Source organism: Streptomyces sp. A0642 (assembly GCF_004795105.1).
Classification (GTDB): Bacteria; Actinomycetota; Actinomycetes; order Streptomycetales; family Streptomycetaceae; genus Streptomyces.
This window is the reverse complement of record NZ_SSBL01000006.1, coordinates 67,641-86,651: the sequence shown is the minus strand read 5'-3', so window position 1 is coordinate 86,651 and position 19,011 is coordinate 67,641. Positions and strand designations below refer to the sequence as shown.

The window sequence follows — 19,011 nt, the reverse complement described above, 5'->3', positions numbered from 1 at the left end:
GCCGCGCGGCTCAGGACTCCGCGGCCCGGCGGTCGGTGATCAGCTTCATCTCGGACCGGGCCAGGAAGCGGGCGAGGTCCGCGTCGCTCGCCGGCACGGCGTTCGCCTCGCCGTCCAGGAGGCGGGCGAGCCGGGCGGCCTTGCCGGGGCCGTGGATGCCGAGGGCCTTGGCGGGCTGCGCGTCGAGCGGGCCGCCCACCTCCAGCAGACGCACCACGATGTCGTCGCGCTGGAAGATCGTGCTGCTCTCGATGGGGCTGCCGGTGTTGTCGGCCTCCTCCTCGTCGTGCTCGGCCAGGAGGCGGGCCAGCGCCATTCCGCAGCCCTCCTTGGCCTGGTAGAACAGCGCGTGGCGCTTGCGCTCCCCGGCCGCGTGCCGGCCCGTCGTCACGTGGTGGACGGTGGGCAGGGCCGCCCGGGTGAAGAACATCCTGGCGGAGTCGGGGTCGGCCAGGTCGCGGTCCTGCTCCAGGTACGGGTTGATCGCTTCCTCGACCGCCCGGACCTCGGGCTGGCGGGAGACGTGGCGCAGGGCGGCGAGGAGGTCGCCCTCGACCTCCACCGCGCGCACCACCCGGTTGCCGTGCATGAACAGCGAGGTGCGGCGCAGTCGGGTGTGCTCGTCGACCCGGGCCTGCGGCGAGTCGTAGTCGGCGAGGATCTTGGCGACGATCTCCTCGGTGCCCGGCTTGACGGTGAAGGTCAGCGCGTGGCGCACCACCCCGTCCCCGAGGCGGGGCGCGGCCTGGAGACCGCCCTTGACGGGCTCGAAGCTCTCCTCGAAGGCCGCGCCGGTCTCGCGCAGCACGCTGAAGCGCAGCGAGCGGGTGTCGCGCACGCAGCTGTGGAGGGGCTGGACCGTGGCGACGTGGTCCTCGCTGTTGACCCAGGCGAGGAAGGGCGGGGCGCTCTCCCACTCGCTGGTGATGAGCCACTGCGAGGGGTTCTCGATGGACTGGCACAGCTGGTCGCTGATGTGGCCCGGGATCGAGGCGACCTGGTTGCGCATGTGCTCGTACGCCTCCAGGAACTGCTTCTGGGCGCCGTCGTGCAGGTCAAGGAGCAGGATGACCCGCAGCCTTGATCCGTCGAAGGCGGATTGGGACGTCCGTTCCGAGAGCGTGGTGGTCATCTTGCGAACTCCTTCGAGGCGAGGCGAGAAACCGGCCGGGCCGGTGGGAACCGTCGAGCCGGGGTCGGAGCGGGGAGTCTCCCGGCGGATGCGCACGGTCCGCCCGGACCGTGCGCGACGTCTCCGTGACCGATCGTGAAACGCTGGTCCGGCTGACGCGAGATTTATGAACCGTTCAGGTGAGCGGGCGTCCGAACCGCTCCTACAAGGGCATGGACACTGCATCTGTACGGCGTCCGAGCAGGAGCAACTGATGAACGAGAACGTCGACGTCCATGTACCGGTCCTCATCGTGGGCGGCTCCCTGGTGGGCCTGTCCGCATCCCTCTTCCTCGGCCGGCTCGGCGTCGAGCACCTGCTGGTCGAGAAGCACGCCGCCACCTCTACACACCCACGAGGGCGCGGCAACAACGTCCGCACGATGGAGATCTTCCGCAGGGCCGGCGTGGAGCCGCAGATCCGGGCCGCGGCGTCCGTCCTGGCGGAGAACCACGGCATTCTGCAAGCCGGTTCGCTGACCGGCGACGACCAGGAGTGGCTGTTCAAGGAGATCGACCCGGGTGGCGCACTCGCCCGCTTCAGCCCGAGCGGCTGGTGCCTGTGCAGCCAGAACGACCTGGAGCCGGTCCTCCTGGACCGTGCCCGGGAGCAGGGCGGGGATCTGCGGTTCTCCACCGAGCTGCTCTCGTTCGACCCGGACGGGTCGGGCGTGGGCGCGGTGCTGAAAAACCGGGAGACGGGCGAGCACACGACCGTGCGCGCGGACTACCTGATCGCCGCCGACGGTCCGCGCAGCCCGGTCCGCGAGCAGCTGCGCATCGGCCGTTCGGGTGCGGGAGACCTCTTCCACAACGTGAGCATCACCTTCCGGTCCCGCGGGCTCGCCGAAGTGCTGGGCGACCGGCGCTTCATCGTGTGCTACCTGACCAACCCGGAGGCGGACGGCGCGCTGCTGCCGGTGGACAACGAGCGGGAGTGGGTCTTCCACGCGCCGTGGCAGCCCGGCCGCGGCGAGACGCTGGAGGACTTCACGGACGAGCGGTGCGTGGCGCACATCCGCAAGGCGGTCGGAGCGCCGGACATCGACGTCGAGATCACCGGCAAGGCGCCGTGGCACGCGGCGGAGCGGGTGGCCGACCGTTACGCGCGGGGCCGTGTGTTCCTGGCCGGCGACTCGGCGCACGAGATGTCGCCGACGGGGGCGTTCGGTTCGAACACCGGCATCCAGGACGCGCACAACCTGGCGTGGAAGCTCGCGGCCGTGCTGCGGAGAGAGGCGGGCCCGGGCCTGCTGGACACGTACGAGGCGGAGCGGCGTCCGGTGGCCCGGGCGACGAGCGAGCGGGCGTCGGCGCGGTCCGGTGAGCACAGCCACCCGGGGTACGCGGCGCCGCCGACCGTGGGCGGCGGGAAGCGCGGCGGGATGCTGAACGTGGCGCTGGGCTACCGCTACGTGGACGGCGCGGTGCTGGGCATCGGCCCCGGCCGGCCGGTGGTCCCGGAGGGTGTGCAGCTGACGGGTGAACCGGGCAGCAGGGCGCCCCACCTGTGGGTCCGCCGGGCGGGCGAGCGGATCTCCACGCTGGATCTGTACGAGCGGTCGTTCGTGCTGCTGGCCGACGCGGCGGACGTGGCGTGGCGCCGGGCGGCCGCACGCGTCGGCGAGCGGCTCGGGGTGCGGCTCGACGCGTTCGGGATCGGCACGGGACCCGGCGGCGATCTGGAGCCGGAGGACGGAGCCGACTGGGCCGAGGCGCACGGGACGAGCTCCGAGGGAGCCGTGCTCGTGCGCCCCGACGGGTTCGTCGCCTGGCGCGCGGAGTCAGGTGTCGAGGACGCCGACAAGGCCCTGCACGAGGTCATGGTGGCGCTGCTGCGCCGGGACTGACGGGCCCGGGCGGGGCTGGGGATGCGGCCGGTTCAGCCGTTCGGCCCTTCGGCCCCGGTCACCCGTCCGGTCCTTCGGCCGCTTCACCCCACACCGAACGACCGGAGGGCCGCGAGGAACTCCTCCGGCCGTTCGGTGTGGACGAGATGGCCGGCGTCGATGGTGACGTGCCGCGCGCCGGGAATCTGCCGGGCCATCCAGGCGAGGTCCTCCTGGGCGATCTGGCTCGCGGGTCCGCCGCCGATGACGAGGGTGGGGGCGGTGATCTCGCCCAGGCGTTCGCGGCCGGCCGGATCGGGGTCGTTCAGCTGGGCGTCTATGGAGGGGACCACGGGCCAGTCGAAGTCGAGTGCCCCTTCGGGGCGTTCGACGGGGGCCCGAGGGGGGTCGAGCGGGAAGGGCGGCGGCGCCTCCTCGAGGACGAGGCGGCCGATGAGTCCGGGCTGCCGTTCGGCGAGCAGGTACGCGGCGGCTCCGCCCATGGAGTGGCCGACGACCGTGGCGCCGGAGAGGTTGCGGACCTCCAGGAAGGCGTGCAGGTCGTCGCGGAACAGCTCGAAGGAGTAGCGGCCGGTCCAGTCGCTGAGTCCGTGGCCGCGGAAGTCGAAGGCGTACACCCGGTGCCGGGCGGCGAGCCGCTCGGCGACGGTGACCCAGGTGGTGCTGGAACCGCACCGTCCGTGGACGAGGACGACGGGCGGTGCGGACGGATCCCCCCACACCCGGTAGGCGAGCCGGACCCCGCCGGCCTGGACGCTGTGCACGTCCGGGTCGAGGAAGGCGGTGAGGGTACGGACGAACGCCCCCGGGTCGTCCAGCCAGGGGAAGTGCCCGGCGCCGCCCTGCACGGCGAACTCCGATTCCGGGAAGAGCGCGGCCAGTTCGGCGGCGCGGTCCGGCGTGGTCACGCCGTCGTACTCGCCGGCGAGGACCAGAACCGGGGCGGGGAAGGTCCGCAGGGCGGCGACGGTCTCCGCGGGATCGAAGGCTCCGTGACCGTAATAGGCCTGTGCCGCTTCGGCGTTGATCTGCCGGGCGGACAGCGCGGCGTGGGCCTGTGCGGCGGCGTCCCAGCGTCCGTACAGGAACGGCCGGGAGGCGGCGCGCAGTTCGTCCGTCAGTCTTCCCGCCCAGATCTCCTCCAGGGCCGGGAGCGCCTGCGCGTACCAGGGTTCCGAGCGCCGGAGTCCGGCGGCCTCACGGGCTTCGCGCTCGACGAACGGGAAGCCGACCGCCCGCGTGGTGGGCGCGACGAGGATCAGGCTCCGCAAGGCATGCGGGTACCGGGCCGCGTAGAGCGCGGCGAGGTCACCGGCCGCCGAGTGGGCGAGCAGGTCGACACGGTCGGTCCCGAGGTGCCGGCGCAGCGCCTCGACATCGTCGACGAGCCGGTCGCAGCGGTACGTGGAGACGTCGTCCGGCACGGCGGAGTCCCCGGTTCCGCGCAGATCGAGCACGATGAGCTGTCGTACCTCGCAGAGCCCGCCGAGGTCCCCGAGGTAGGCGCCGGCCCGCATCGCGCCGCCCGGCAGGCAGATCAGCGGCGCTCCCTCCCCCATGACGTGATAGGCGAGCTCGGTTCCGTCGTACGTATGGAAAGTCGGCATGGACCTATCCAAACAGGGCTGGCCGGGTGATGCGCATGTGTTCGGTACGGGCGTAGCCGCGGCAGGCGCCGAATACGCCGCGCCTCTTGCCAGAGCGAGGAAGATCCTGAATTACTGCTCCCGGGACGGAACGACCGAATGATCGGTCGCCTGCACGGCACGGGAAGAGGGAGGTCCGCATGACGGCTCTGCTGGACGCGGCGGAACGGATGGGCCGCGAGGAGCTGGATGCCTTGCAGCTGGAGCGGCTGCGGGCGACCCTGCGTCATGCGTACGACCGGGTCGGCCACTACCGGCAGGCGTTCGACCGGGCGGGGCTGCATCCGGACGACTGCCGTTCGCTGGCCGATCTGGCCCGGTTCCCGTTCACCACCAAGGCCGATCTGCGCGACAACTACCCGTTCGGGATGTTCGCCGTACCGGAGGAGCAGGTGCGGCGGATCCACGCCTCCAGCGGGACGACCGGCCGGCCGACGGTCGTGGGCTACACCGAGCGGGATCTGGACACCTGGGCGGATGTGGTCGCCCGCTCGATCAGGGCGGCCGGGGGGCGGCCCGGTCAGAAGGTGCATGTGGCCTACGGATACGGCCTGTTCACCGGCGGCCTCGGGGCGCACTACGGCGCGGAGCGGCTCGGCTGCACGGTCATTCCCGCCTCGGGGGGCATGACGGCCCGCCAGGTCCAGCTGATCCAGGACTTCCGGCCCGAGATCATCATGGTGACGCCGTCCTACATGCTGACGCTCCTGGACGAGTTCGAGCGCCAGGGCGTCGACCCGCGCGCGACGTCGCTGAAGGTGGGGATCTTCGGGGCCGAGCCGTGGACCCAGGAGATGCGCCGCGAGATCGAGGAGCGGTTCGCCATCGACGCGGTCGACATCTACGGGCTGTCCGAGGTGATGGGGCCGGGTGTGGCGCAGGAGTGCGTGGAGACGAAGGACGGGCTGCACATCTGGGAGGACCACTTCTATCCCGAGGTGGTCGACCCGTTCACCGGCGAGGCGCTTCCCGAAGGGGCCGAGGGCGAACTGGTGTTCACCTCGCTCACCAAGGAGGCCATGCCGATGATCCGCTACCGGACCCGGGACCTGACGAGGCTGCTGCCCGGCACGGCCCGCGTCTTCCGGCGCATGGAGAAGGTCACCGGGCGCAGCGACGATCTGGTGATCCTGCGCGGGGTGAACCTCTTCCCGACGCAGATCGAGGAGATCGTGCTCCGTACTCCGGGGGTCTCGCCGCATTTCCAGCTGCGGCTGACCCGGGAAGGGCGGCTGGACGTGCTGACGGTGCGGGCGGAGGCGCGGGCCGGGGCGACGGCGGAGCAGCGGGCGGCGGCCGCCGCATCGGTCGCGGCGGCCGTCAAGGACGGGATCGGGGTTTCGGTCGGGGTGGAGATCCTCGATCCGGAGACGCTGGAGAGGTCGGTCGGCAAGTTCCGGCGGATCGTGGACGAGCGGGAGAAGTAGAAGACGGCCGAGGCTCCCGGGGCAGCGTTCGAGCGACCCCGGGCGTAGGGGGAGGGCGAGGGGCCGGTCCGGTCAGGCGAAGCGGTCGCGGAGCTCCCGCTTGAGGATCTTCCCGCTGGCGTTGCGCGGGAGGCCGTCCACGAACACGACCCTCTTCGGGGCCTTGAAGTGGGCGAGCTTCTCGCGTGCATGCGCGATGAGTTCGGCCTCGGTCGCCTCGCCGCGCAGGACGACGACGGCGGTGACGGCTTCGATCCACCGCTCGTCGGGCAGTCCGACGACCGCCGCCTCGGCGACGGCGGGGTGGGTGTAGAGGGCGTCCTCGACCTGGCGGGAGGCGACGAGGACGCCACCGGAGTTGATGACGTCCTTCACCCGGTCGACCACCGTGAAGTAGCCCTGCGCGTCGCGGACGGCGAGATCGCCGGAGTGGAACCAGCCGTCGCGGAACGCCTCGGCGCTCTCGTCGGGCTTGTCCCAGTAGCCGCTGCACAGCTGGGGTGAGCGGTAGACCACCTCGCCCGCCGTGCCGTCGGGCACGTCCTTGCCGTCCTCGTCGACGATCCTGGCCTCGACGAAGAGGACGGGCCGGCCGCAGGACTCCATCCGGCCCTCGTGCTCGTCGGGTCCGAGGACGGTGGCGAGGGGGCCGATCTCGCTCTGGCCGAAGCAGTTGTAGAAGGCGAGGCCCGGCAGGCGGGCGCGCAGGCGTTCCAGCACCGGGACGGGCATGACGGACGCCCCGTAGTAGGCCTTGCGCAGTCCGCCGAGGTCCCGGGCCGCGAAGTCCGGATGGTTGGCGAGGCCGATCCAGACGGTGGGCGGGGCGAAGAGGCTGTCCGCCCGGCCCGACTCGACGAGGTCGAAGATCCGGGCCGCGTCGGGGGCGTCGATGATCGTGTTCTCGGCACCGACCGCGAGGTAGGGCAGCAGGAAGACGTGCATCTGCGCGGAGTGGTAGAGCGGCAGCGCGTGCACGGGCCGGTCGGCGGCGCGCAGATCGAGCGCGGTGACGGCGCTGACGTACTCGTGGACGAGGGCGCCGTGCGTCATCATCGCGCCCTTGGGGAGAGCGGTGGTGCCGGAGGTGTACAGCAGCTGGACCAGGTCGTCGGCCGACGGTTCGTGCGCGGACGTGAAGGCGCGCGGAGTGCCGAGTTCCGCCAGGAGCGAGCCGGGCGCGTCGCGGAGCGGCCGTACGGGACGCCCCGGCGGCACCCGGCCGGCGAGGTCCGGGTCGGTCAGGACGAGGGAACTGCCCGACTGGTTCAGGATGTACGCGAGGTCCTCGCCTGTGAGGTTCTGGTTGACCGGCACATGCACGAGTCCGGCCCGGGCGCAGGCGAGGTACGTGATCAGGTACGCGTCGGAGTTGTGGGCGTACGAGGCGACCCGGTCCCCCGGGCGCAGTCCGTGCCCGTCCATGAGGACGGCGGCCGCGGTGCTGACCGCCTCGTCGAGACCGCGGTAGGTCCAGGTCCGGTCGGCGTACCGCAGGGCCGTGCGCTCGGGAGCGCGCCGCGCGCTGCGGGTCAGGACGCCGTCGACTGTGCTGCTGCGTACACCGGTCATGGCGTGATCCTGTGCGGCGCGGGTCCGGCGGTCAAGGGTCTGGATACCGCCCGGGATGTTGACAGACGTACGGGAGTGCTGGCTGAGTGGCCCACGACATCTCGAACTCCCGAGTAACCGTCGCTCGTACCCGCAGAGTTGGGAGGACCGTTGCCTCTCCGGAACCGTCTGATGATCCTCGCCGTATCCGGTCTCGCGCTGTTCACCGTGTCGGCGTCACTGCCGCCGGCCTCGGCGCACACCGCCCCTGCCCACCATCCGTCAGCCGGCGGACTCTCGGCCGTGATCCGCTACACGGAGTACGGCATACCGCACATCGTGGCCAGGGACTACGCGAATCTGGGCTTCGGCAACGGCTGGGCGCAGGCCGCCGACCAGGTGTGCACGCTCGCCGACGGCTTCGTCACGCTGCGCGGGGAGCGGTCGCGGTACTTCGGCCCCGACGCGGCGCCGGACGGCTCGCTGTCCTCGGCGACGAAGAACCTGTCCAGCGACCTGTACTTCCGCGGTGTGCGCGACACCCGGACCGTGGAGAAGCTGCTGGAGGCGCCCGTCCCGGCCGGGCCGAGCCGGGCGACGAAGGACCTCCAGCGCGGCTGGGCGGCCGGCTACAACGCCTGGCTGGCGCAGAACCGCATCACCGACCCGGCCTGCCGGGGTGCCCGCTGGGTGCGTCCGGTGACCGCCCTCGACGTCGCGGAGCGCGCCTTCGCGCTCTCCGTGCTCGGCGGCCAGGGACGCGGCATCGACGGCATCACGGCCGCACAGCCGCCCGCCGCCACGCCGGCGGCAGCTCCCCCGCCCGCTTCACCGTCGCCCGCCGACGCGGCGGACGCGGCGGCGCGGCTGCTGTCGACGCAGAACGCGGACATGGGGTCCAACGCCGTGGCCTTCCGCGGCAGTACGACGGCGAACGGACGGGGGCTGCTGCTCGGCAACCCGCACTATCCGTGGCAGGGCGGCCGGCGGTTCTGGCAGTCCCAGCAGACGATCCCCGGTGAGCTGAACGTGGCGGGCGGTTCGCTGCTGGGCTCCGCGACCATGTCGATCGGGCACAACGCGCACGTCGCCTGGAGCCACACGGTGGCCACGGGCGTCACCCTCAACCTGCACCAGCTGACCCTCGATCCGGCCGATCCGACCGTGTACCTGGTGGACGGGGCGCCGCAGCGGATGACGAAGCGCGCGGTCACCGTGGCGGTCGAGGACGGCCGGGAGGTGACACGTACGCAGTGGTGGACCCGCTACGGCCCCGTCGTCACCTCGCTGGGCGCGGGCCTGCCGCTGCCGTGGACGCGCACGGCCGCGTACGCGCTGGGCGACCCCAACGCGGTGAACCTGCGCTCGGGGGACACCGCGCTCGGGTTCAGCAAGGCCCGCAGCACGGCCGGGATCAAGGAGGCGCTGCGCCGTACACAAGGGCTGCCGTGGGTCAACACGATCGCGGCCGACTCCTCGGGGCACACCCTCTTCTCGCAGTCGCAGGTGCTGCCGAGGATCACGGACGAGCTCGCCGAGCGCTGCTCGACCCCGCTGGGCCGGGCCACGTACCCGACGTCGGGGCTCGCGGTGCTGGACGGCTCGCGGAGCGACTGCGCGCCGGGCTCGGACCCGGACGCGGTGCAGCCCGGGATCTTCGGCCCGGGCCGGATGCCGACCGTGGAGAACGCGCCGTACGTCGAGAACTCCAACGACAGCGCCTGGCTGGCCAACGCCGACGCCCCGTTGTCCGGCTACGAGCGTGTCTTCGGCACCATCGGCACACCGCGCTCGCTGCGGACCCGGGGCGCTGTCGAGGACGTGTCCGCGATGGCGGCGGAGGGCCGGCTGACCGTCGCCGGCCTCCAGCGCCAGCAGTTCGCGAACCGGGCGCCGGCCGGCGGCCTGGCCGCAGCCGATCTGGCCCGCGCCTGCGCGGCGCTGCCCGGCGGCACGGCCACCGGGAGCACGGGCGCACCGGTCGACGTCTCGGCGGCCTGCCCGGTGCTGAGCGACTGGGACCGGACGGTCGACACGGGGAGCCGGGGCGCGCTGCTCTTCGACCGGTTCTGGCGCAGGGCCGTGGCGGTTCCGGCGGCCGAGCTGTGGAAGGTCCCCTTCTCCCCCGCCGACCCGGTCGGCACGCCGAACACCCTGAACACCTCGGCTCCGCGGGTCCTGACCGCTCTCGCCGACGCGGTGGCGGAGCTGAGGGGCCTGGGCATCGCCCTGGACGCGCCGCTGGGCGAGCACCAGTCGGTGCTGCGGGGTGAGCGGCGTATCCCGGTGGGCGGCGGCACCGAGTCGCTGGGCATCTGGAACAAGACCGAAGGCGTGTGGGACGCGGCCGCGGGCGGGTACACGGACGTCTCGACCGGCTCCAGCTTCATCCAGGCGGTCGGCTGGGACGGCGGGCCCTGTCCGGTGGCGCGCACGCTGCTCACGTACGCGCAGTCCTCGAATCCGGCGTCGCCCCACTACAGCGACCAGACCGAGCTGTACTCGGGTGAGCGCTGGGTGACGTCGCGGTTCTGCGAGAAGGACATCGCGCGTTCGCCCGCGCTGAAGGTGGTGCGGGTGCGCGAGCACCGGTAGTCCGGGCCGGCGCGCGATCAGCCCCTGGACCGCCGTGGTCCAGGGGCTGATCGCGCCGCCGGGGCCGGCCGGCTCCCCGGGCCCGTGGCCGGACTCAGCCGTGCCCTTCCCAGTACGGTTCGCGCAGCCGCCGTTTGTAGAGCTTGCCGTTGGGGTCGCGGGGCATCGTCGTGATGAAGCCGAGCGTCTTGGGGCGCTTGTACCCGGCGAGCAGCCCCTCGCAGTGGCCGAGGATCCCGGCGGCGAGTTCCTCACCCGCCTCATAGCCCTCGGCGGCCTCGACGACGGCTCTGACCTCTTCGCCCCAGTCGGCGTGCGGAATGCCGAAGACGGCGGCGTCGGCGACGGCGGGGTGGCTGAGCAGGACGCTCTCGATCTCGGCCGGGTAGATGTTCACACCGCCGGAGATGATCATGTCGATCTTGCGGTCGCGGAGGAAGAGGTAGCCGTCCTCGTCCAGGACGCCGAGGTCACCGACGGTGAAGAAGTCCCCGATGCGGTTCTTCCGTGTCTTGCCCTCGTCCTTGTGGTAACTGAAGCCGCCGGTGCTCATCTTCATGTAGACGGTGCCGAGTTCGCCCGGGCCGAGCCGGTGTCCGTCGTCGTCGAAGACCGCGAGTTCACTGATCGGCCAGGCCCGGCCGACGGTGCCGGGCTTCTTCAGCCAGTCGTCGGCGGTGGCGAAGGCGCCGCCTCCCTCGCTGGCCGCGTAGTACTCCTCGACGCACCGGCCCCACCAGTCGATCATGGCCCTTTTCACGTGCTCGGGGCAGGGCGCGGCGCCGTGGATCGCGTGCCGCATCGCCGAGACGTCGTACCGCCGCCGGACCTCCTCCGGGAGCGCGAGGAGGCGGTGGAACTGGGTGGGGACCATGTGCGTGTGCGTGCAGCGGTGGGTGTCCATCGCCCGCAGCATCTCCTCGGGCGACCACTTGTCCATCACGACGAGGGGGTGGCCGATGTGCAGGGCGGCGCCCGCGAACTGCAGCACGGCGGTGTGGTAGAGCGGTGAGCAGACCAGGTGGACGTTGCCGTCGAACGGCTTGATGCCGAAGATGCCGAGGAAGCCGCCCAGGTAGCTCTCCTCGGGGAGCTTTCCGGGCAGCGGCCGGCGGATGCCGCGCGGGCGGCCGGTGGTGCCGGAGGTGTAGTTCATGACCCAGCCGAGCGTGCGGCCCTCCGGGGGCGACACCGGACGGTTCTCCAGCAGTTCGGCGTACGGGCGGAAGCCCTCGACCGCGCCGACTCCGTAGCGGTGGCTCGCGGGCAGTTCCGCCTCGTCGGCGGCCGCGGTCGCGGCCTCGGTGAAGCGTTCGTGGGCGATGAGCACCTTGGCGCCCGAGTCGGAGACGATCCAGGCGATCTCCGGCCCGACGAGATGGTGGTTGACCGGAACGAGGTAGAAGCCGGCCTGCGAGGCGGCGAGGTACGCGGTGAGGAACTCGACGCCGTTGGGCAGGACGACCGCGAAGGCGTCGCCCTCCTCGAGGCCGGCCGCCCGCAGCCCGTGCACCATGCGGTTGGCCTCGGCGTGGAGCCGTCCCGCCGTCCATGTCCCTCCGTCGGGGGCGACCAGGACCGTGCGGTCGGGGTCGGCGGTGGCCTGGGCCCAGAAGCCGTTGGGCGGCTGGTTCATGAGGCGCTCCGTCCGGCGATGCGGTTGATCCGGTCGACGGCTCGTTCGAAGCCGCTGGTCAGGTCGTCGAAGACGGCCTGCACGCTGCGTTCGGCGTTCATCCGCCCGACGATCTGGCCGACGGGCGTGCCGAGCAGGGCGCCCGTCTCGTACTTCTGGATACGGGACACGGCTTCGGCGACCAGGAGACCCTGGAGCGGCATGGGCAGGGTGCCGGGCCCCGACGGGTCGTCCCACGCGTCGGTCCATTCGGTACGCAGCTGACGTGCGGGCTTGCCGGTGAGGGCGCGCGAGCGGACGGTGTCGCCCGAGCCCGCGGCGAGGAGCTTGGCCGTCAAGGCCCGGGAATGCATGTCGGCCTCCTCGGTGGTGAGCCAGAGGGAGCCGAGCCAGACTCCCTGGGCGCCCAGCGCGAGTCCGGCGGCGACCTGTTCGCCGCTGCCGATGCCGCCCGCGGCGAGGACCGGGAGCGGGCCCACGGCGTCCACCACGTCCGGGACGAGGACCATGGAGGCGATCTCGCCCGTGTGGCCGCCCGCCTCGTAACCCTGGGCGACGACGACGTCGATGCCCGCCTGCGCGTGGTGGCGGGCGTGCCTGGCGCTTCCCGCCAGCGCGGCGACGAGAACGCCCCTGTCGTGGGCGCGGGCGACGACGTCGGCGGGCGGTGAGCCCAGCGCGTTGGCGAGGAGCTTGATCGGGTAGTCGAACGCCACGTCGAGCTGATTGCGGGCGACTTCCTCCATCCAGCCCGTGATGCGCCAGCCCGACGCCTCGCCCTCGTCCAGTTCGGGCACACCGTGCTTGGCCAGGGTCTCCTGGACGAACTGCCGGTGCCCGGGCGGGATCATCGCCTCCACTTCGGCCTCGCTCACCCCCTCCACCTTCTTGGCGGGCATGACGACGTCGAGGCCGTAGGGCTTGCCGTCCGTGTGTGCCTGCATCCAGTCGAGGTCGCGTGCGAGGTCGTCGGGGGCGGTGTAGCGGACCGCGCCGAGTACGCCGAATCCACCGGCCCTGGTGATGGCCGCGGCCACCGCCGGGAAGGGCGTGAAGCCGAAGATGGCGTGCTCGATCCCCAGTTTTTGACTCAGCTCCGTCTCCATGGGCGGCAGGATGCCGCAGTCCGACAACCGAGGGAAGAGATTTCCTGATGCAGTGTCAGATTCTTTGTGACTCCGGGGGCCTACGAGTCGGCGGAGGGTGACAGTACCCTGCTGTTCCGGCAGGAAGTTTCACACTCGGAAGACATTTCGAAAGTTACTTTCAGGCATGGGGAAGGGGTTCCGGATGACCGAGGACACGGCGGGCGGGGGCATCAGCCGGCGGAGGCTGGGCGGTGGGATGCTTGCCCTGGGCGGAGCACTCGCCCTGGCGCCCATTCCGTTCGCGGCGACGGCGTCTGCCACGGAGTCGGGGGCGGGGTCGTCGGACATGGGTACAGGCACCGCGGCGGGGACGCCGGCGGGTCGCAACAGGCCGACGCTGCGGCGCGGTTCGGCCGCGCGAGCGGGGCTGTTGCAGGAACCGCTGGACCGGCTCGTCACCGAGGCGGAGAAATACCTCGCCGCGTCTCCGAAACATCCGTGGTACGCGGGCGCCGTGCTGCTCGCGGGGCGGGGCGGCACGGTGGCGCTGCACCGGCCGATCGGCAAGGCGGTGCGCTATGCCGCGTACGACGAGAAGACCGACACCGGTGTGGAGTTCCCTGCGGACCAGCAGATCCCCATGGCCGAGGACACGGTCTTCGACCTGGCGTCGGTCTCCAAACTGTTCACCTCGATCCTGGCCGTGCAGCAGATCGAGCGCGGCGCGCTGGAGCTGGAGGCGACGGTCGCCTCGTATCTGCCCGACTTCGCCGGCGGCGGCAAGCAGGCCATCACGATCCGTCAGCTGCTCACGCACACCTCGGGCTTCCGCGCCTGGATCCCGCTCTACAAGGCGCCGACCCGGGAGGGGAAGCTGGAACTGCTCTGGAAGGAGGCGCCGGCCACCCCGCCCGGAACGGCGTATCTCTATTCCGACCTCAATCTGATCTCGCTCCAGCTGGTACTGGAGAAGATCACCGGCCGCACCGAGGACGTGCTGCTCCGCGAACAGATCACTGCTCCGCTCGGGATGCACCGCACGCGTTACAACCCGCCGGCCTCCTGGAAGCCGAAGATCGCGGCGACCGAGGACGCCCGGCTTCCCTGGTCCGGGCTGGAGCGGGGACTGGTCTGGGGCGAGGTGCACGACGAGAACGCGTACAGCCTGGACGGTGTCGCGGGCCACGCCGGGGTCTTCTCCTGCGCCTGGGACCTGGCGATCCTCGCCCGCACCCTGCTCAACGGCGGGGTCTACGGCCGCGCGCGGATCCTGTCAGCCGCCTCGGTGGACCTGCTGTTCACGGACTTCAACACCGCGTTCCCCGGTGACGAGCACGGCCTCGGCTTCGAGCTCTACCAGCACTGGTACATGGGGGCGATGGCCACCCCGCGCACGGCGGGCCACACCGGCTTCACGGGCACCAGCCTGGTCCTCGACCCGACGACGGACTCGTTCCTGATCGTGCTGGGCAACTCGGTCCACCCGGTGCGCACCTGGCGCTCCGGCAGCGCGCCGCGCGTCGCCACCGCCAACCAGATGGCCCGGGCGGTCGCGGTCCGCCCCGCCCGGAGCCGTACGGCCTGGTACTCCGGCATGGCGAGCGCCTCGTCGGCGACCCTGGCGCTCCCGCCGGTCGCCGTCACCTCCTCGCGGGCCGAGCTGACCTGCGCGCTGTGGTGGGACACCGAGCCCGGTTCCGACTTCCTCTTCCTGGAGGCGTCGGCGGACGCGGGGACCACCTGGCAACCGGTCCCCTTCAGCACCGCTCCGGCCGCGCAGAAGGGGCCCGAGCAGCCCGAACCCCATCCGGCGGGCAAGGTCTCCGGCTGGTCCGGCCGGGTCTGGCACCGGCTCGAAGCGGACCTCGCTCCGTGGCGCGGCGCGGAGTTGGTGCTGCGCTGGCGGTACGCCACGGACCAGTTGTACGTCGGCCGCGGGGTGTACGTGGACGCGATCCGGGTCGAGGACGGCGGGCGTACGGTCTTCGACGAGGGCAGACCGGCCGACGCCCGTCGCATCGAGGCGAACGGCTGGACCGCTTCGGCGGACTGACGACGCCGCCCGACGGGGCGCGGGCGGCCCGGACCGCCCCGGCCCCGGCGGGCCGGCGCCGGCCGGGGATCCGGTCAGGTCCGCCCGCGGACCCGCGGCAGTGCCGGCAGGCGGTCCGGTCAGCGTCCGCCCGCAGGCCCCCCGACGATGCCCGGCCGGTGGCCCCGTAACGGCCCACCCGCAGACTCCCCGGGGGTCATGCGGCGAGCGAGTGGCCGGGGCCTTCACAGCAGGCAGAACTCGTTCCCCTCAGGGTCCGCCATCATGTAGTGATCCGGCCTGCCCTGGGCCTCGTACTCGTGAACAACCCTCGCGCCCGCGTCGGTCAGCCGCCCGAGCGCCTCCCGCACGCGCGGCCACCGCACCTCCCACTGCACCTCGCGGCCACCGCCGGCCTGTACGTCCAGGTGGAGCCGGTTCTTCCCCGCCTTCGGCTCGGGCACCTTCATGAACGACAGGGCAGGCCCTTCGCCGTCCGGATCCGTCAGGTAGGCGCCGTCGTCCCATTCCTCCTCCGGGACGTCGTAGTGCGCGAACCACTCCTCCCAGTTGCCGAAGCCCTTGGGCGGCGGCTTCCGCGCGTAGCCCAGGGCGAGCGCCCAGAACTCCGCGAGCCGCGCGGGGTCCGCGCAGTCGATCGTCAGACTCCACCGTGTCGACATGGGTCCCTCCCGCCGGTGCAGCCGGCTCGTCGACCGGTTGCGGGTCCACCGATCATGGACGCGGAAACGCGGAATTCTCCACTCCCCTACGCAAGATTATTTTCCTGCCGAAATATTTCGCCCCAACGGCGGGTGACTTTCGAATCAGTTACCAGGCAATTCTCGCGGGCGCACGGGAAATCCCCAGGTCAAAGAAGGACCGACGGCTCACCGACTCGGCAAACCGCGCCCTCGTCCCGGGTGCCAACCCCCAAACATTCGGATGCCTTTCGTAACTCTCGGGGGCGAATGTGCCCATGCGCCCCATCCGTCAGCTCGACAAGTGGGAGATGGAGGATAAAAGAGCAGGCCAGAGGCATAGCACGCCACACCTGACGAGTTAACACCGTCGAAATATTTCGGAAATGCAGCGTTGACGAGCCGCCCAGGCGCGCGCATACTCTCCCTCGCTCCCTGCGACACCGATCAACTCCTCGCCACGGAACCGCCTTTGACCGGCGGTCGCCGTGGCGGGCGTACCGCACTGCGCACACAGACCCCCACCCGTCCGGGCGGCCCGCCTCATGCCGCCCGGCGACCCGAAGAAGGTGTTGGAAAGTGAACGTCAATTCCGCGCACGGCATGGCCGCACGACCGCGGCCGCGCTCGCTGGCACGAAGGGCAGGCGTGCTCGCCACGGCCGGCCTGCTGACCGCGGCGGGGGTCCTCTCGCTCGCCGGCACCGCCGAGGCCGCGACGACGCTCGGGGCGTCCGCCGCCGCCAAGGGACGCTACTTCGGCACCGCTGTCGCCGCCAGTCACCTGGGCGAATCCGCCTACGCCTCCACTCTGGACACCGAGTTCAACATGGTGACCCCGGAGAACGAGATGAAGTGGGATGCCGTCGAGCCCTCCCGGGGCAGCTTCAGCTTCGGCTCCGCGGACCAGATCGTCAGCCATGCCCAGGGCAAGGGCATGAAGCTGCGCGGCCACACCCTCGTGTGGCACTCCCAGCTGCCCGGATGGGTCAGCGGCCTCGGCGCCACCGACCTGCGCTCGGCGATGAACAACCACATCAACCAGGTGATGGCCCACTACAAGGGCAAGATCTACGCCTGGGACGTCGTCAACGAGGCCTTCCAGGACGGCAGCAGCGGCGCCAGGCGCAGCTCTCCCTTCCAGGACAAGCTGGGCAACGGCTTCATCGAGGAGGCCTTCCGCACCGCACGGGCCGCCGACTCCGGGGCCAAGCTCTGTTACAACGACTACAACACCGACGGCCAGAACGCGAAGAGCAACGCGGTCTACGCCATGGTGAAGGACTTCAAGCAGCGCGGCGTACCGATCGACTGCGTCGGCTTCCAGTCGCACTTCAACAGCAACTCGCCCGTCCCCTCGGACTACCAGGCCAACCTGCAGCGCTTCGCCGACCTCGGGGTCGACGTGCAGGTCACCGAGCTCGACATCGAGGGCTCGGGATCGGCGCAGGCCGCGAGCTACACGAAGGTCGTGAACGCCTGCCTGGCCGTGACGCGCTGCAACGGCATCACCGTATGGGGCATCCCGGACAAGTACTCGTGGCGCAGCAGCGGCACCCCGCTGCTGTTCGACGACAACTACGGCAAGAAGCCCGCCTACACCGCCGTGCTCGCCGCACTGGGCGGAACCAGCGGCGGTGGCGGTGACGGCGGCACGGGTGGCGCGTGCACGGCCACGTACACCAAGACCAGCACCTGGGGCGACCGCTTCAACGGGCAGGTCACCATCACGGCCGGCAGTTCGGCGATCAGCACCTGGAGCGCGACGGTCACGGTGACGTCACCGCAGAAGGTCGTCTCCACCTGGAACGGCACCCCGTCCTGGGACGGCAGCGGCAACGTGATGACGATGAAGCCCAACGGCAACGGCACTCTGGCCGCCGGCGCCTCGACGTCCTTCGGGTTCACCGTCATGACGAACGGCAACACCTCGGCGCCCGGCATCGGCGCCTGCACCGCTTCCTGACCCCGCGCGCACAGGGCGCCGGTCATCGGCGTGAGGGCATCGTCTCCCGGACGGTGCCCTCACGTCGTCCTCGCGCCGGCCGGCGCGGCACGAACCGGTGCCTCACAGCAGCGCACGCGCATCGGCCGGCGCCGCCGCCCCGACGGGCGCGGGCGCCGTCGACTCGCGGACCACCAGTCTCGGCCTGATCAGGAGCGAACGCCCGGCGACGGGCGCCGAGTCGATACGGGCACGGAGCTGCTGGAACGTCTCGGCGGCCATCTCCGGCAGCGGCTGGCGGACGGTGGTCAGCGGCGGTTCGAAGAGGTCGGCGAGCAGGATGTCGTCGAACCCGACCACGGAGACGTCCTGTCCGGCGCTGCGCCCGGCGTCCTTCGCGCCCCGGCAGATCCCGATGGCGCACATGTCGTTGATGGCGACGAACGCGGTGGGCGGACGAGGGCCGCAGAGCAGTTCCCGGGCGGCCTTGCGCCCCAGTTCGGCGGCGTCCTTGTCGCCGAACTCGGTGGTCTCGGCGCCGGGCCACACGATCGCGTCGGCGGGGTCGAGGCCCGCCGACTCCAGGGCGGCGCGGAAGCCGCGCAGCCGTTCGCGGCGGTTGACGCTGTTGACCGATCCGGAGACGAACGCCAGCCGCCGGTGGCCCAGTTCGAGCAGATGACGCGTGGCGAGCTCCGCCCCCATCGCGTTGTCGACGCTGATCGAGGCGAGCGACGGCGGGTCTCCGGCCTGGGCGGTGCGGTCGAAGGCGACCATCTTCAGACCCCGCCCGAGCAGCGGCGCCACATGGTCGAGCGAGGGCAGCGAGGAGCAGAGCACCACTCCGCTCACTCCGTCGGCCAGCAACTCCTCGCCGTACTTGAGCTCACGGGCCGGATCGCGCTCGCTGTTGCAGAGCAGTACGTGATACCCCTCGGCCAGCGCGATGGCCTCCAGCTCCCGGGCGAGCGCACCCCAGAAGGGGTTGGCGACGGACGGCACGATCAGGCCGATGACCTTGATCCGGCCGGTGCGCAGCATGCGGGCCGCACGGTTGGGCCGGTAGCTGAGCTGCTCGATCACCTGCTCCACGCGGGCCAGGGTCGCCGCCTGCATACGGTCCGTACGTCCGTTGAGGACGTTCGACACGGTGCTGGCGGAGACACCCGCTGCCTCCGCGACCTGATGGATCGTTACCCCGCTCATGCCACCTCCGGTTCGGAACGTGTTCAGCCACACTAGTGTACCGATTTACTGAACTCTCTTCACCGGTACACCCGTTAACTTTCCCGAAAATTGTTGTGCATCAGCTGTTGACGCGCCTCTCAGGGCATTCCTAGTCTCAGTGCATCGATTTACCAGCGCTTCCCA

12 protein-coding genes are annotated in these 19,011 nt (G+C 71.3%); 5 read left to right on the top strand and 7 right to left on the bottom strand.

The window, feature by feature from the left end:
* Positions 1-10 precede the first annotated feature (10 nt).
* Positions 11-1,132 (bottom strand): SchA/CurD-like domain-containing protein, encoded by a 1,122-nt coding sequence (locus E6R60_RS13995; protein WP_136326869.1) that lies wholly within the window; start codon positions 1,130-1,132, stop codon positions 11-13.
* A 253-nt stretch (positions 1,133-1,385) separates the two neighbouring features.
* On the opposite strand from E6R60_RS13995, the gene E6R60_RS13990 reads away from it, so the two are divergent.
* Positions 1,386-3,020 carry an FAD-dependent monooxygenase gene (locus E6R60_RS13990; RefSeq protein WP_136326868.1) on the top strand — a complete coding sequence of 545 codons (1,635 nt, stop codon included), beginning with the start codon at positions 1,386-1,388 and terminating at the stop codon, positions 3,018-3,020.
* Between the two features lie 83 nt (positions 3,021-3,103).
* On the opposite strand, the gene E6R60_RS13985 is transcribed toward E6R60_RS13990, so the two are convergent.
* Complete coding sequence (locus E6R60_RS13985) at positions 3,104-4,627, bottom strand: alpha/beta hydrolase (protein WP_136326867.1); 1,524 nt, start codon at positions 4,625-4,627, stop codon at positions 3,104-3,106.
* A 179-nt stretch (positions 4,628-4,806) separates the two neighbouring features.
* Between E6R60_RS13985 and paaK the strand changes: the two genes are divergently transcribed.
* Positions 4,807-6,093, top strand: coding sequence for a phenylacetate--CoA ligase PaaK (gene paaK, locus E6R60_RS13980; protein ID WP_136326866.1), 1,287 nt, complete (start codon positions 4,807-4,809; stop codon positions 6,091-6,093).
* A gap of 72 nt (positions 6,094-6,165) precedes the next feature.
* Here the strand turns inward: paaK and E6R60_RS13975 are convergent, their stop codons facing one another.
* On the bottom strand, positions 6,166-7,665 hold the full coding sequence (locus E6R60_RS13975; RefSeq protein ID WP_136326865.1) for an acyl-CoA synthetase: 1,500 nt from the start codon (positions 7,663-7,665) through the stop codon (positions 6,166-6,168).
* A 150-nt stretch (positions 7,666-7,815) separates the two neighbouring features.
* Here E6R60_RS13975 and E6R60_RS13970 point away from each other — a divergent pair, with 150 nt between their 5' ends.
* Positions 7,816-10,239, top strand: coding sequence for a penicillin acylase family protein (locus E6R60_RS13970; protein ID WP_168713599.1), 2,424 nt, complete (start codon positions 7,816-7,818; stop codon positions 10,237-10,239).
* A 94-nt stretch (positions 10,240-10,333) separates the two neighbouring features.
* Here E6R60_RS13970 and E6R60_RS13965 read toward each other — a convergent pair whose 3' ends face one another.
* Both E6R60_RS13965 and E6R60_RS13960 read right to left on the bottom strand, forming a co-directional pair.
* Positions 10,334-11,875 (bottom strand): acyl-CoA synthetase, encoded by a 1,542-nt coding sequence (locus E6R60_RS13965; protein WP_136326863.1) that lies wholly within the window; start codon positions 11,873-11,875, stop codon positions 10,334-10,336.
* Positions 11,872-12,981 (bottom strand): nitronate monooxygenase family protein, encoded by a 1,110-nt coding sequence (locus E6R60_RS13960; protein ID WP_136326862.1) that lies wholly within the window; start codon positions 12,979-12,981, stop codon positions 11,872-11,874. Before E6R60_RS13960 ends, E6R60_RS13965 begins: the two co-directional genes overlap by 4 nt.
* Positions 12,982-13,165: 184 nt before the next feature.
* Between E6R60_RS13960 and E6R60_RS13955 the strand changes: the two genes are divergently transcribed.
* Positions 13,166-15,016: a serine hydrolase domain-containing protein gene (locus E6R60_RS13955; RefSeq protein ID WP_136326861.1), complete on the top strand. Its 1,851-nt coding sequence runs from the start codon at positions 13,166-13,168 to the stop codon at positions 15,014-15,016.
* A 224-nt stretch (positions 15,017-15,240) separates the two neighbouring features.
* Here the strand turns inward: E6R60_RS13955 and E6R60_RS13950 are convergent, their stop codons facing one another.
* Positions 15,241-15,678 (bottom strand): VOC family protein, encoded by a 438-nt coding sequence (locus tag E6R60_RS13950; RefSeq protein ID WP_136326860.1) that lies wholly within the window; start codon positions 15,676-15,678, stop codon positions 15,241-15,243.
* A gap of 621 nt (positions 15,679-16,299) precedes the next feature.
* Between E6R60_RS13950 and E6R60_RS13945 the strand changes: the two genes are divergently transcribed.
* Positions 16,300-17,661 (top strand): endo-1,4-beta-xylanase, encoded by a 1,362-nt coding sequence (locus tag E6R60_RS13945; RefSeq protein WP_136327104.1) that lies wholly within the window; start codon positions 16,300-16,302, stop codon positions 17,659-17,661.
* A 102-nt stretch (positions 17,662-17,763) separates the two neighbouring features.
* On the opposite strand, the gene E6R60_RS13940 is transcribed toward E6R60_RS13945, so the two are convergent.
* Positions 17,764-18,846, bottom strand: a complete 1,083-nt coding sequence (locus E6R60_RS13940) for a LacI family DNA-binding transcriptional regulator (RefSeq protein WP_136326859.1) — start codon at positions 18,844-18,846, stop codon at positions 17,764-17,766.
* Positions 18,847-19,011: the final 165 nt, after the last annotated feature.

Coding starts and splice junctions, on each gene's coding strand:
- E6R60_RS13995 (WP_136326869.1), bottom strand. CDS start 1,132: ATGACCACCACGCTCTCGGAACGGACGTCCCAATCCGCCTTCGACGGA.
- E6R60_RS13985 (WP_136326867.1), bottom strand. CDS start 4,627: ATGCCGACTTTCCATACGTACGACGGAACCGAGCTCGCCTATCACGTC.
- E6R60_RS13955 (WP_136326861.1), top strand. CDS start 13,166: ATGACCGAGGACACGGCGGGCGGGGGCATCAGCCGGCGGAGGCTGGGC.
- E6R60_RS13945 (WP_136327104.1), top strand. CDS start 16,300: ATGGCCGCACGACCGCGGCCGCGCTCGCTGGCACGAAGGGCAGGCGTG.
- E6R60_RS13940 (WP_136326859.1), bottom strand. CDS start 18,846: ATGAGCGGGGTAACGATCCATCAGGTCGCGGAGGCAGCGGGTGTCTCC.
- E6R60_RS13965 (WP_136326863.1), bottom strand. CDS start 11,875: ATGAACCAGCCGCCCAACGGCTTCTGGGCCCAGGCCACCGCCGACCCC.
- E6R60_RS13990 (WP_136326868.1), top strand. CDS start 1,386: ATGAACGAGAACGTCGACGTCCATGTACCGGTCCTCATCGTGGGCGGC.
- E6R60_RS13975 (WP_136326865.1), bottom strand. CDS start 7,665: ATGACCGGTGTACGCAGCAGCACAGTCGACGGCGTCCTGACCCGCAGC.
- E6R60_RS13950 (WP_136326860.1), bottom strand. CDS start 15,678: ATGTCGACACGGTGGAGTCTGACGATCGACTGCGCGGACCCCGCGCGG.
- paaK (WP_136326866.1), top strand. CDS start 4,807: ATGACGGCTCTGCTGGACGCGGCGGAACGGATGGGCCGCGAGGAGCTG.
- E6R60_RS13960 (WP_136326862.1), bottom strand. CDS start 12,981: ATGGAGACGGAGCTGAGTCAAAAACTGGGGATCGAGCACGCCATCTTC.